This is a genomic window from Microbacterium sp. F01 (assembly GCF_056156365.1).
In genome coordinates, this window is record NZ_CM149592.1 from 651,364 (window position 1) to 664,817 (window position 13,454).

10 protein-coding genes are annotated in these 13,454 nt (G+C 69.5%); 6 read left to right on the plus strand and 4 right to left on the minus strand.

Annotated elements, in window-relative coordinates; genetic code table 11:
* The first annotated feature begins 89 nt into the window (after positions 1–89).
* Both rpoB and rpoC read left to right on the plus strand, forming a co-directional pair.
* Complete coding sequence (gene rpoB / locus ACVN90_RS02840) at positions 90–3,590, plus strand: DNA-directed RNA polymerase subunit beta (protein ID WP_475100687.1); 3,501 nt, start codon at positions 90–92, stop codon at positions 3,588–3,590.
* Between the two features lie 46 nt (positions 3,591–3,636).
* Positions 3,637–7,509 (plus strand): DNA-directed RNA polymerase subunit beta', encoded by a 3,873-nt coding sequence (gene rpoC / locus ACVN90_RS02845; protein WP_475100688.1) that lies wholly within the window; start codon positions 3,637–3,639, stop codon positions 7,507–7,509.
* A gap of 82 nt (positions 7,510–7,591) precedes the next feature.
* Here the strand turns inward: rpoC and ACVN90_RS02850 are convergent, their stop codons facing one another.
* The 3 genes from ACVN90_RS02850 to ACVN90_RS02860 are packed head-to-tail and all read right to left on the minus strand — an operon-like array spanning position 7,592 to position 9,506.
* Entirely contained in the window at positions 7,592–8,287 is a 696-nt protein-coding gene (locus ACVN90_RS02850; protein ID WP_475100689.1) for a DUF3618 domain-containing protein, read from the minus strand.
* The gene (locus ACVN90_RS02855; protein ID WP_475100690.1) at positions 8,287–8,706 is read right to left on the minus strand and encodes a phage holin family protein; all 420 of its coding nucleotides are present in this window, start codon (positions 8,704–8,706) and stop codon (positions 8,287–8,289) included. The genes ACVN90_RS02850 and ACVN90_RS02855 overlap by 1 nt, the downstream gene beginning before the upstream one ends.
* The gene (locus ACVN90_RS02860) at positions 8,703–9,506 is read right to left on the minus strand and encodes a hypothetical protein (protein WP_475100691.1); all 804 of its coding nucleotides are present in this window, start codon (positions 9,504–9,506) and stop codon (positions 8,703–8,705) included. Before ACVN90_RS02860 ends, ACVN90_RS02855 begins: the two co-directional genes overlap by 4 nt.
* Positions 9,507–9,762: 256 nt before the next feature.
* Between ACVN90_RS02860 and ACVN90_RS02865 the strand changes: the two genes are divergently transcribed.
* A complete protein-coding gene (locus ACVN90_RS02865; RefSeq protein WP_475100692.1) occupies positions 9,763–10,377 on the plus strand; it encodes a hypothetical protein in 615 nt (204 codons plus the stop codon).
* Between the two features lie 13 nt (positions 10,378–10,390).
* On the opposite strand, the gene ACVN90_RS02870 is transcribed toward ACVN90_RS02865, so the two are convergent.
* Positions 10,391–10,984 carry a hypothetical protein gene (locus ACVN90_RS02870; RefSeq protein WP_475100693.1) on the minus strand — a complete coding sequence of 198 codons (594 nt, stop codon included), beginning with the start codon at positions 10,982–10,984 and terminating at the stop codon, positions 10,391–10,393.
* 114 nt (positions 10,985–11,098) lie between these two features.
* On the opposite strand from ACVN90_RS02870, the gene ACVN90_RS02875 reads away from it, so the two are divergent.
* The 3 genes from ACVN90_RS02875 (at position 11,099) to ACVN90_RS02885 (ending at position 13,358) form a co-directional block, all read left to right on the plus strand.
* A complete protein-coding gene (locus tag ACVN90_RS02875) occupies positions 11,099–12,076 on the plus strand; it encodes an ABC transporter (RefSeq protein WP_475100694.1) in 978 nt (325 codons plus the stop codon).
* A gap of 40 nt (positions 12,077–12,116) precedes the next feature.
* Positions 12,117–12,617: a hypothetical protein gene (locus ACVN90_RS02880; protein WP_475100695.1), complete on the plus strand. Its 501-nt coding sequence runs from the start codon at positions 12,117–12,119 to the stop codon at positions 12,615–12,617.
* A gap of 72 nt (positions 12,618–12,689) precedes the next feature.
* Positions 12,690–13,358 carry a spermidine/putrescine ABC transporter substrate-binding protein gene (locus tag ACVN90_RS02885; protein ID WP_475100696.1) on the plus strand — a complete coding sequence of 223 codons (669 nt, stop codon included), beginning with the start codon at positions 12,690–12,692 and terminating at the stop codon, positions 13,356–13,358.
* Positions 13,359–13,454: the final 96 nt, after the last annotated feature.

Genomic DNA, 13,454 nt, shown 5'->3' on the forward strand with positions numbered 1-13,454 from the left:
GTGAGGAGTGCCGCGCGGGTTTCGGGGATGACGAGCACTCCACCTGACGACAAGGAAACGAGCCCTACGGGCCCACGGAGGTAATCCCCTTGGCTGCTGCGAGCAACGCATCCAACCCCACCACCACCCCTAAGAACGGACGCGGAGCTTCCCGCCTCTCGTTCGCCAAGATCTCCGACACGCTGACGGTCCCCGACCTTCTCGCGCTGCAGACCGAGTCGTTCGACTGGCTCGTCGGCAACGAGGCCTGGAAGGCCCGCGTCGCCGACGCGAAGGCCGCCGGCCGCACCGACGTGCCCGAGGTCAGCGGCCTCGAGGAGATCTTCGAAGAGATCTCGCCGATCGAGGACCTGAGCGAGACGATGCAGCTCTCGTTCACGAACCCGTACCTCGAGCCCGAGAAGTACTCCATCGAGGAGTGCAAGGAGCGCGGCAAGACGTACGCGGCCCCGCTCTACGTCGAGGCCGAGTTCATGAACCACCAGACCGGTGAGATCAAGACCCAGACGGTCTTCATGGGCGACTTCCCGCTCCAGACCGACAAGGGCACGTTCATCATCAACGGCACCGAGCGCGTCGTCGTGTCGCAGCTCGTCCGTTCGCCCGGCGTCTACTTCGACAAGACCCCCGACAAGACCTCCGACAAGGACATCGTGTCGGCGCGTGTCATCCCCTCGCGCGGTGCCTGGCTCGAGTTCGAGATCGACAAGCGCGACCAGGTCGGCGTCCGCATCGACCGCAAGCGCAAGCAGTCGGTCACCGTCTTCCTGAAGGCCCTCGGCCTCACCAGCGAGGACATCCTCGCCGAGTTCGCCGGCTTCGACTCGATCGAGGAGACGCTCTCGAAGGACACGATCCTCACCAAGGAGGACGCGCTCCGCGACATCTACCGCAAGCTCCGTCCGGGCGAGCAGGTCGCCGCCGAGGCCGCCCGCGCGCTCCTGGACAACTTCTACTTCAACCCGAAGCGCTACGACCTCGCCAAGGTCGGCCGGTACAAGATCAACCACAAGCTCGGTCTCGACAAGCCGCTCACCGACTCGGTGCTGACGGTCGACGACATCGTCGCGACGATCAAGTACCTCGTCCGCCTCCACCGCGGCGACGTCACGTTCGACGGCGTGCGCGGCGGCAAGCCGGCCGAGATCCGTCTCGACGTCGACGACATCGACAACTTCGGCAACCGCCGCATCCGTGCGGTCGGCGAGCTCATCCAGAACCAGGTCCGCACGGGTCTCTCGCGCATGGAGCGCGTCGTCCGCGAGCGCATGACCACGCAGGACATCGAGGCGATCACGCCGCAGACCCTGATCAACGTCCGCCCCGTCGTCGCCGCGATCAAGGAGTTCTTCGGGACGTCGCAGCTGTCGCAGTTCATGGACCAGAACAACCCGCTCGCGGGTCTGACCCACAAGCGCCGCCTCTCGGCCCTCGGCCCCGGCGGTCTGTCGCGTGAGCGCGCAGGCGTCGAGGTCCGTGACGTCCACCCGTCGCACTACGGCCGCATGTGCCCCATCGAGACGCCGGAAGGCCCGAACATCGGTCTGATCGGCTCGCTGGCCTCGTTCGCGCGCATCAACGCGTTCGGCTTCATCGAGACGCCGTACCGTCGCGTCGTCGAGGGCAAGGTCACCGACCAGATCGACTACCTGACCGCCTCGGAAGAGAGCGACTACATCGTCGCGCAGGCCGGTGTGGAGCTGAAGGCCGACGGCAGCTTCGCGCAGGACCGCGTCCTCGCCCGTCGCGGCAACGGCGGCGAGGTCGACCTCTTCCACTCGGAGGAGATCGGCTACATGGACGTCTCGCCGCGCCAGATGGTGTCGGTCGCGACCTCGCTCATCCCCTTCCTCGAGCACGACGACGCGAACCGCGCCCTCATGGGCGCGAACATGCAGCGCCAGGCCGTCCCGCTCCTCCGCTCGGAGTCGCCGGTGGTCGGTACGGGTATGGAGGGCTTCGCCGCGATCGACGCCGGTGACGTCGTCACCGCCGACAAGCCCGGTGTCGTCGTCGAGGTCTCGGCCGACGTCGTGACCGTGCAGCTCGACGAGGGCGGCACGCAGGACTACTTCCTGCGCAAGTTCGACCGCTCGAACCAGGGCACGTCGTACAACCAGCGCGTGGTCGTCTCGGCCGGCGAGCGCGTCGAGGCCGGCGAGGTCATCGCCGACGGTCCCGCGACCGAGAACGGCGAGCTCGCCCTCGGCAAGAACCTCCTCGTCGCCTTCATGACGTGGGAGGGTCACAACTTCGAGGACGCGATCATCCTCAGCCAGGACCTGGTGAAGGACGACACCCTCTCCTCGATCCACATCGAGGAGTACGAGGTCGACGCCCGCGACACGAAGCTCGGCAAGGAGGAGATCACGCGTGACCTCCCCAACGTGAGCCCCGACCTGCTCAAGGACCTCGACGAGCGCGGCATCATCCGCATCGGCGCCGAGGTTCGCCCCGGCGACATCCTCGTCGGCAAGGTCACGCCGAAGGGCGAGACGGAGCTCTCGGCCGAGGAGCGCCTCCTCCGCGCGATCTTCAACGAGAAGAGCCGCGAGGTGCGCGACACGTCGCTGAAGGTTCCCCACGGTGAGCAGGGCACCATCATCGCGGTCAAGGAGTTCAACGCCGAGGACGGCGACGACGAGCTCGGCTCGGGCGTCAACCGCCGCGTCGTGGTCTACATCGCCCAGAAGCGCAAGATCACCGAGGGTGACAAGCTCGCAGGCCGCCACGGCAACAAGGGCGTCATCGCGAAGATCCTCCCCGTCGAAGACATGCCGTTCCTCGCGGACGGCACGCCGGTCCAGGTCATCCTGAACCCGCTCGGCATCCCCGGTCGAATGAACTTCGGCCAGGTCCTCGAGCTCCACCTCGGCTGGATCGCCAAGCAGGGCTGGAAGGTCGAGGGCACCCCCGAGTGGGCCGCCCAGCTGCCCGAGCAGGCGTTCGAGGCTCCGGCCGGCACCAAGGTCGCCACGCCCGTGTTCGACGGCGCGTTCGAGGCCGAGATCGCGGGTCTGCTCGACTCGACGAACCCGACCCGCGACGGCGAGCGCCTGATCGACTCGTCGGGCAAGACGCAGCTGTTCGACGGCCGCTCCGGCGAGCCGTTCCCGGCTCCGATCTCGGTCGGGTACATGTACATCCTGAAGCTGCACCACCTCGTGGACGACAAGATCCACGCACGCTCGACGGGCCCGTACTCGATGATCACCCAGCAGCCGCTCGGTGGTAAGGCGCAGTTCGGTGGCCAGCGCTTCGGTGAGATGGAGGTGTGGGCCCTCGAGGCCTACGGCGCCGCGTACGCGCTCCAGGAGCTCCTCACGATCAAGTCCGACGACATCCTCGGCCGCGTCAAGGTCTACGAGGCGATCGTCAAGGGCGAGAACATCCAGGAGCCCGGCATCCCCGAGTCGTTCAAGGTGCTCATGAAGGAGATGCAGTCGCTCTGCCTGAACGTCGAGGTCCTCTCGGCCGACGGCACCGCGGTCAACCTCCGCGACACCGACGACGACGCCTTCCGCGCCGCTGAAGAGCTCGGCATCAACATCTCCAGCCGCTTCGAGTCCTCGTCGATCGACGAGATCTGACCCGGCCAGGCAAAACAGAATTCCGACACAGGAGAACTGAGAACTAGTGCTCGAATCAACAACTTTCGATCAGCTTCGCATCGGCCTGGCCACCGCTGACGACATCCGTCGTTGGTCCTACGGCGAGGTCAAGAAGCCCGAGACCATCAACTACCGCACCCTGAAGCCCGAGAAGGACGGTCTGTTCGGCGAGCAGATCTTCGGACCCTCGCGCGACTGGGAGTGCGCGTGCGGCAAGTACAAGCGCGTCCGCTTCAAGGGCATCGTCTGCGAGCGCTGCGGCGTCGAGGTCACCAAGTCCTCGGTCCGTCGTGAGCGCATGGGCCACATCGAGCTCGCCGCGCCCGTCACGCACATCTGGTACTTCAAGGGCGTGCCCTCGCGCCTCGGGTACCTGCTCGACATGGCGCCGAAGGACCTCGAGAAGGTCATCTACTTCGCCGCCTACATGGTGATCTCGGTCGACGAGGAGGCGCGTCACCGCGACCTCTCGACGCAGGAGAACAACATCCGCCTCGAGCTCAAGACTCTCGCCGACCGCCGCGACGCGCGTGTGGCCGCTCGCCTCCAGAAGCTGGAGGAGGAGCTCGCCGCGCTCGAGGAGGAGGGTGCCAAGGCCGACCAGAAGAAGAAGGTCAAGGACGCCGCCGAGAAGGAGATGGCCGCTATCCGCAAGGGTACGGACGACCAGATCACGCGTCTCGAGAAGGTGTGGGAGGACTTCCGCACGCTCGAGGTCGGCCAGCTCAAGGGCGAGGACGAGATCTTCCACGAGCTCCAGGACCGCTTCGGTCAGTACTTCGAGGCCCACATGGGCGCGGAGTCGATCAAGCGCCGCCTCGAGGCGTTCGACCTGGCGGCCGAGGCCGACAGCCTGCACCTGCAGATCTCGGAGGGCAAGGGCCAGCGCAAGATCCGTGCGATCAAGCGCCTCAAGGTCGTCAACTCCTTCCTCCAGACCGGCATGAGCCCGGCCTCGATGGTGCTCGACGTCGTTCCGGTGATCCCGCCGGAGCTGCGCCCGATGGTGCAGCTGGACGGTGGCCGCTTCGCGACCTCCGACCTCAACGACCTGTACCGCCGCGTGATCAACCGCAACAACCGCCTCCGTCGCCTGATCGACCTCGGTGCCCCCGAGATCATCGTGAACAACGAGAAGCGCATGCTGCAGGAGGCCGTCGACGCGCTGTTCGACAACGGCCGCCGCGGTCGCCCCGTCACCGGTACCGGCAACCGCGCCCTCAAGTCCCTGAGCGACATGCTCAAGGGAAAGCAGGGTCGCTTCCGCCAGAACCTGCTCGGCAAGCGCGTGGACTACTCGGGCCGTTCGGTCATCATCGTGGGTCCGCAGCTCAAGCTCCACCAGTGCGGTCTGCCCAAGCAGATGGCGCTCGAGCTGTTCAAGCCGTTCGTGATCAAGCGCCTGATCGACCTCGGTCACTCGCAGAACATCAAGGCGGCCAAGCGCGCCGTCGAGCGCACGCGTCCCGAGGTGTGGGACGTGCTCGAGGAGATCATCCGCGAGCGCCCCGTGCTGCTCAACCGCGCGCCCACGCTGCACCGCCTCGGCATCCAGGCCTTCGAGCCGCAGCTCGTCGAGGGCAAGGCCATCCAGCTGCACCCGCTCGTCTGCGCCGCCTTCAACGCGGACTTCGACGGTGACCAGATGGCCGTGCACCTGCCGCTGTCGGTCGAGGCCCAGGCCGAGGCCCGCATCCTGATGCTCGCCTCGAACAACATCCTCAAGCCGTCGGACGGCCGCCCGGTGACCCTGCCCTCGCAGGACATGATCATCGGTCTGCACCACCTGACCACGGTCATCGAGGGTGCGACCGGCGAGGGTCGCGTGTTCGGCTCGGTCGGCGAGGCGATCCTGGCCAAGGACGAGGGCACCCTCGACCTGCAGGCCAAGGTCCGCATCCGCATTCCGGGTCTCGCTTTCCTCGAGGGCGAAGCCCCCGAGGGCTACGAGCGCCACGGCCTCGTGGACGCGTCGCTCGGCCAGGCGATCTTCAACGACACGCTCCCCAAGGGCTACCCGTTCGTGCGCGAGCAGGCCGACAAGGGCAAGCTGTCGCAGATCGTGAACAAGCTCGCCGAGGAGTACCCGAAGGTGGAGGTCGCCGCTTCGCTCGACCGCATCAAGGACGCCGGCTTCTACTGGGCCACCCGTTCGGGTGTCACGGTGGCGCTGAGCGACATCCTCACGCCGCCGAACAAGGCCGAGATCGTCGCCGGCTACGAGAAGCAGGCCGCGAAGGTCCAGGGCCAGTTCGAGAAGGGTCTCACCACCGACGCCGAGCGTCGTCAGGAGCTCATCAAGATCTGGACCGAGGCGACCGACGAGGTCCAGAAGGCGATGCGCGACCACTTCCCGGCCGACAACACCATCAACCGCATGGTCTCGTCGGGCGCCCGTGGTAACTGGCTGCAGATCCGCAACATCGCGGGTATGCGAGGCCTGGTGAACAACCCGAAGGGTGAGATCATCCCGCGCCCGATCATCTCCTCGTACCGCGAGGGTCTGTCGGTGGCGGAGTACTTCATCGCGACGCACGGTGCTCGTAAGGGTCTGGCCGACACGGCTCTCCGTACGGCCGACTCGGGTTACCTCACGCGTCGCCTGGTGGACGTCTCGCAGGATGTCATCATCCGCGAGGAGGACTGCGGCACGACCAAGGGCCTCGAGTTCACGATCGCCGCACCCGGCGCCGACGGCGCGCTGGTGCGCGACGCGAACGTCGAGAACTCGGTGTTCGCGCGCACGCTCGCGGCCGACGCCGTGGCCCCCAGCGGTGAGGTCGTCGCCTCGGCCGGTGAGGACGTCGGCGACGTTCTCATCGACAAGCTCGTCGCGGCGGGCGTCGAGTCGATCAAGGTCCGCTCGGTGCTCACCTGCGACTCGGCTGTCGGCGTCTGCGCGAAGTGCTACGGCCGTTCGCTCGCGACCGGCAAGATCGTCGACATCGGCGAGGCCGTCGGCATCATCGCGGCCCAGTCGATCGGTGAGCCCGGCACGCAGCTGACGATGCGTACCTTCCACACCGGTGGTTCGGCGTCGGCGGACGACATCACGCAGGGTCTTCCCCGCGTGCAGGAGCTGTTCGAGGCCCGCACCCCGAAGGGTGCGTCGCCGATCGCCGAGGCCGACGGCCGCATCACGATCGACGAGACCGACAAGGCCAAGAAGGTCATCCTCACGCCCGACAACGGCGACGAGCCGCACGTCTACCCGGTCCTGAAGCGCGCGACGCTCCTGGTCGAGGACGGACAGCACGTCACCGTCGGTCAGCCGATCCTGGTCGGCACGCTCGACCCCAAGGAGGTCATGCGTGTCATGGGTGCCCGCGAGGTGCAGAAGTACCTCGTGAACGGCGTCCAGGGCGTGTACCGCTCGCAGGGTGTGCCGATCCACGACAAGCACATCGAGGTCATCGTCCGTCAGATGCTGCGCAAGGTCACCGTGGTCGACCACGGCGACACGACGCTGCTGCCGGGTGAGCTGGTCGACTTCAAGAAGTACCAGACCATCAACCGCGAGGCGGTCGGCGAGGGCAAGCGTCCCGCGTCGGGTCGTCCCGAGCTGATGGGTATCACGAAGGCGTCGCTCGCGACCGAGTCGTGGCTGTCGGCCGCGTCGTTCCAGGAGACCACCCGCGTCCTGACGCAGGCGGCCATGGAGGGCAAGAGCGACCCGCTCATGGGCCTCAAGGAGAACGTCATCATCGGAAAGCTCATCCCCGCCGGAACCGGACTCGCGAAGTACCGCGATGTCACGGTCGAGGCGACGGAGGAGGCCAAGAGCGAGCGGTACCCCAACCGCATCTTCGCCTCGGACGGCGCGTACACCGACGCCGACCTGAGCTACGTCGACTTCGACAGCTTCTCCACGGACGGTTTCACCACCGACTACAACTGAGATCCGGGTCTGAACGACCCTGACGCTCGAACGAAGGGCCCCGGCATCGCCGGGGCCCTTCGCCGTTCACAGGATGGATGCCTCAGCCCAGCCGATGCCACTCCTCCGCGTCGTCCGGTCTCGACGTCGCGCGGTCGTCCGCCGACGTAGTGCCGGTCGCCCCTGCTTCGGACCCGCTGGTGCCCGAACCCGAGACGTTCTCGGTCACGTTCTCCTTGACCCGCTCGGCCGTCGCCTGCGCCTCCTCCTTGACCGTCTCGGCAGAGTCGACCGCGGACTCCTTCACGTGTTCGACGGCGTCCTGTGCCGGGCCCTTGAGGTTCTGGGCGAGCTCCTCGGCAGCATCCTTCGCCTCGCTCACCGCCTTGTCGACGAGCGGCTGGGTCTTGTCCCGGAGCGAGGCGGCGAGCCGCGTCTCGGAGTCCGTCGTGGGAATCAGGCTCGCTACGAGGAACCCGACGCCGGCCGCGAGGAGCCCTACGACGATGGGCGCGCCCTGCGCCTTCTGCTTCGCCCTGTGCGGCAGTTCCTTCACGGCGTCGCCGGCGGTGCCCATCGCGTCGCCGACCGAGTGGCCCGCGGAGGATGCGGTGTCGCCCACGTCGTCGGCGACGCCCATCACGTGCTCCTTGACGCCGCCCATCATCTGCCGGGCCCGCGTCTTCTGCCGCTCCATGATCTTCGGCGGCGATACCTTGTCAGCGAGCGCGTCCACGTCCCGGCCGAGCTCATCGCGCGTCACCTCGATGTCGGCGCGGATCTGGTCTGGGGTGCTCATCATCGGTTCTCCTCATTTCTCTTCAGTGCTTCGGGGATCTCTTTGACGGTCTCCACCGTCTGCGGCGCGCCCTGCACGGTCTTCAGCCGGCTCCGTCCGACGGCGTAGAGGATCCCGGCGACGATGGCCCAGATGACGGCGACGATCACCGCCGACCATCCGAGGTTGTCGATCAGGTCGCCGAGGCCCCACCACAGGGCGACGCTCAGGAAGAACACGGCCATCAAGGCCGCGTAGCCGGCGCCTCCGAGCAGCCCTGCGCCCATCCCCGCGCGCTTGGCGGACTCCGAGAGCTCCGCCTTCGCCAGTTCGAGCTCCTTGCGCATCAGATTCGACAGGTCGCGGGAGACCTCGCCCACGAGGTCGCCCAGCGACGTCTCCGCCGCCTTCTGCTGCGACGGCGTGGGCATGTCGGTCATCGGCGTGCCTCTCCGCTCGGCGACCACTCGTCCTGCGCCGCCTCGCCGGACGAGGCGTCCTGCCCGTTCGCCGGCGTACGTCCGGCTCCGGCTGACAAGGGGTCGCCCGGCGCCTGGTCGGCGAGCGCGTCGGCGATGGGCGTGCCCTCGTCCGAGGCGCCGCCGGTCGCGCCGAGCCCTGCTCCGGCTGTCGCACCGCTCGGTCCCGCCACGGTGCCGCCGGTCGCGCCGGTGGAGCCGGCGGCGAGCGCAGGGCGCTGCGCGCCCGACGTGCCGCCGGGCGAGGAGCTGCCGTTGTGGGAGTCCGCCATGAGCGCGCGAGTCAGCCGCCCGGCGACGATGCCCACGCCCAGCGCGATCACGAGGAAGGCGCCGGTGTGGCGGCGTGCGAATCCGCGGACCTCGCGGACGACGTCCGCCGGTTCACGCTGCTCGAGCCAGTCGGCCGCGCGCCGGGTCTGGTCGCCGAGGGCACGCACCGCACTCGTGGCCATGCCGCCGGAGCCTGTCGCGGTGCCCGACGCCAGCGCCTCGAGTTCGTCGCCCGTGCCGCGCAGGGCGTCGGCCGCCCGGCGTTGCTGGGTGGACGCCTGGTCCGCCAGCTGCACGCGTGTCTCGTCGAAGAAGCCGCGCGCGGCTTCTTTCACGTCGTGGGCGACGCTGCCGATCTCATCGCCCGCGACACCGGCGACGTACATCGCGCCCGCGTCGACTTCGGCGACCGTGTCGACGGCGCGCTCCTTCATGTCTCCTGCACCCGCGCTCTGGTCCGCGGGCGATCCGGTCTCGTACGTCGACATGCTCCTCCTCCATCTCACGGGCGGCGTCGGCCGGCGATGTGCCGGCCGGGGGAATCCACCGTGGCGAACACCTTCCGTGACGAACAGGAGAAGCGAAGAGGGGGTCGAGTTCTGCGCCGCGGGGGAGTATGCTCACGCGCCCCGTACGCGGGCGAAAACGGATGCCGCGGCCCCGCGGCATCCTCGGACGCCCCGCGCGCGCCGAGCCGCAGCATCCGTCATCCCGGCTTACCGTGGAGGCGGAGGTGGGGGCCCCATGGCGAGAACCGGCGGACGCAACTCGTGGATCGCCGTGCCCGCCGGGCTGCTGTGCGCGGCGGTGGTCGCCTCGCTCGTGTGGCTGGCGCTGCCGATGGTGCCCGTGGCCGTTGCGTGGATCGGCGACACGCTGCGCAGCGCCACGGCGCCGCGACCCGAGGCGACGCCCGAGCGGACGCCCGCGCAGACCGCGGCGGAGGGCGGCGCGGTCGACTGCCGAACGCTGTACTCCGACGACTTGTGGAACGAGCTGATGTGGCGGGAGGGGTCGCTCCTCAACCAGTCGATGGCGGCCCCGGCGACGGAGGCGACGGCGTTCGCCGACGCCGCCTCGCCCGCCGTGCTGGTGACCTGCACGTGGCGGTTCGACTCGGGTGGGATCGTCACGACGCTGTCGAAGGTCGACGCGGACGCCGCCACGATCGCCGAGGCCGCGCTGTCGGGCGACGGGTTCTCGTGCCGCACGGCAGACGGGGCGACGGTGTGCGATCGCACGCGGGGCCCGGTCCGCGAGGAGCACACCCTCCGCGACGGGCTGTGGCTCGTCAGCGTCGAGACGGACTGGCACCCCGAGGACTACGGCCCGCGACTCGACCGGACCGTCTGGGGCTGAACCCCGCCGGCGATCAGCCGAAGATGCTCGCGACCACCGCGGTCGTGTACCCCGCGGGCGCGAGGTTCGAGTACTGCGTGTCGATGAGGATGTCGTCGCGCCAGAACAGCGTGCGCCCGTCGGTGACGGGGTACGTCTCGTTCTGCCACGTCTTCTCGCAGCGAGTGCCGCCGTCGGGGGTGTAGCAGGTGTAGCCCTCGTCCGTGACGAGCGTGTTGAGCATGTCGAGCGCCGGCCCGCGCGACATGTACAAGATGGTGGTGACGAGACCCGTCGTGTCGGCGGCCGGGTCGCGCCACACGCACACCAGGCTGCCGTCGGGCTGCGGTCCGGACGCGCCGAAGGCGGGGTCATTGAGCGGCACGCCCTCGAGCTGTGCGAGCACGCCGGCGGTGAGGATCGCGCGGCAGTCGTCGGGGATCTCGGCGTCCGCCGTGGGCGACGGCGTCGGGGTGGGAGTCGCGGAGCCCGACGACGAGGTCGACGGCGTCGGCGTGAAGGTGAGTCCCCCTCCCGAGGGCGCGTCGGGTGCGCACGCCGTCAGCACGGCGAGTGCGAGGAGAGCGGATGCCGCGGCCGCGGCGAGCCGGAACGCCCGTGGTGCCATGGGCTCAGGGTAGTGGCGCGGGCGCGGATTCCTCCGGCACGCCTCCGTCGTGTGCGAGGAACTGCGGGCTACTCTGCCTCTGCGGGGATGAGCCCTGCGTGAGGAGTGCCTGCGATGAGTGACCCCAAGTCGAGCTACGGCGAGCCCGTCGAGGAGCCGCACGGCGTCGACGACGTCGTCGGCCGTGCGAACGAAGGTCTCGCTGACGCCGAGGCCGCCCGCCGTGACACCGGCGCCACCGAGACTCCCGCCACCGAGACTCCCGCCGCAGAGACTCCCGCCGAAGCTTCGTCCGACGCGCGCTCCGACGCCGACGCCGCCGATGCTCCCGCCACCGGCGAAGCGCCGACAGCCCCCGAGCCCGACCCGTGGGACTCGCCCGAGGCCGCCTCCCTGAACTACACGTCGACCCCGACGCCCGCTCCCGCCGCCGACGACTCGCCGACCGTCGTGGTGCCGCCTGTCGTGACCCCGAGCGAGCCCGTCGTCGCCGAGCCCGCGGTGGTCGCGGCGACCGCCGCCCCGCAGCCGATCTTCGTGCAGGCGCCCGAGGCGCCGCGTCCGCGGGGCAACCGCGCGGCCGCCGGAGCCATCGGCCTGCTCGCCGCGGTCGCGTTCGCCGTGCTCTATCTCGCGGTGTGGCTCGGCGTGGACGCGATCAAGGGCGACGTCACCGGCGCGAACGTCGGCACGACCGCCCTCGAGGCCCTCGCGACCTGGTCGCTCTGGGTGCCGGTCGTCGTGTTCTTCATCGGCTTCTGGCTGCTCGGCGCCATCATCAACCGCGGCCGCTGGGGCCACTGGGTGGTCTTCGGCATCCTCGTGGGCGTCGCCGCATACGGCGGACACATCCTGGGCGCCCTGTTCCAGGCCCCGTTCTGGAACCTCACCGCCAGCGAGGGCGCCACGCTCGTCGAGGCCGAGCTGCTGACCCCGTTGGCGATCGCCGCGTTCGTCATCGGCCGCGAACTGACGATCTGGTTCGGCGCGTGGGCGGCCGCGCGCGCGAAGCGCGTCACCGAGCTCAACATCGAGGCGCAGCGCGAGTACGAGCGCACGCTCGAGGCGGGCCCGCAGCTCGTCCAGCAGTAAGCCCCGCTCGCGTCCGTGCCCGCCGACGTAGGCTGGCGGCATGGCCACTGACGGTTCGCCAGGGCCGTCGCAAGGACCCGTGCGACCGCCCGTCGCCCTCGCCTTCGCGACGATGGGCTTCGTCGCGCTCCTCATCTTCGGGCTCGGCATGACCAGCCTGGCGACGTCGCAGGACGTGATCGCGACCCCCGGGCTCGGGCAGGTCCCCGGGATCACGGGGGTCGTGTGCGCGACACTCGCGTTCGCGGGAGGCCTGTGGGCCGCGATCGCACGTGCCGGGACGCGGCATCCGTCGTACTGGGGTGCCGCGTGGACGACCGCCGCGACCTTCCTCGCGTACCTCGGGGGAGTGTGGTTCGGTGCCGTGTTCACCGGCGCCGACCTCGGCATCGCGACGGCGGTGGTGGGCCGGCTCGCGACCACGTGGTTCGGGCTCGTCGTGGCGGCGGCCGCGTTCGTGGCGGCGTGGTCCGGTATCGCGCTCGTACGGACCCACGCCCGCCGCCCCCGATGGCCGTGGGAGGACGAGTTCGACGAGTGATCCGGGTGCCGACAGGGCCGCGAACCGCGGAAATCCGCGCGGGAACGGATGCTGCGCACTAGCGTGGAACGCGTGGAGCGGTCGCTCGAGACCCAGGTCAGCCAGGCGGTGGACGCCTGGCTCGCGTGGGTGCCCCGCTGGGAGCCCGCGACGCACCACGGCCGGACCGCCCCCTGTCGCCGGTGCTTCGGGTCGCCGGTGCTCTCGGCCGCCGGCCTCGGCGCCGACGTGCCGCACGGCGTGCAGCACGGCCTCTCGACCCGCATCAAGACGATCGTCGACCGCTCCGTCGCCGAGTACACGGCGCTGAACCTGCCGATGCTGCAGGCAGAGCTCGACCAGCAGGCCGCCCGCAACCGCGCGCGCAGCTACCGCCCGGGGGAGGGGCTCGACCCCGAGTTCGAGGGGCTGCCGATGGACCCCGATCCGGTGCCGGGCGCGCCGTTCCTCTTCACGATCGCGGGGCTCGCCGAAGAGGCCGACGCGCACGTGCCCGCGCTCCCCCCGCTGAGCGAGGAGGCGAAGGCCGCGCTCCGCCAGGAGGTCGGGCTCGCCGACGATTACGCGAACATGGTGGGCCGCGAGGTGTGCACGATCCTGCTGCACCACCGCCTGCGCATCCAGGCCGCGGTGACCGAGTACGTCGAGCCCCAGATCGAGGCGATGCTCGCCGATCTCACGAAGTCGCTCGACGCACCGTTCGACCCCCACGATCCCGGGGACGCTCCGCGGCTAGACTGACGCCGGCCCCGTCACTGCGGCACGGTAATTGCCCGCCTGCCGCACGCGCTCCCACTCTCCACACCCCTGCCCGCCATGCGGGTACTCGGGAGGTGG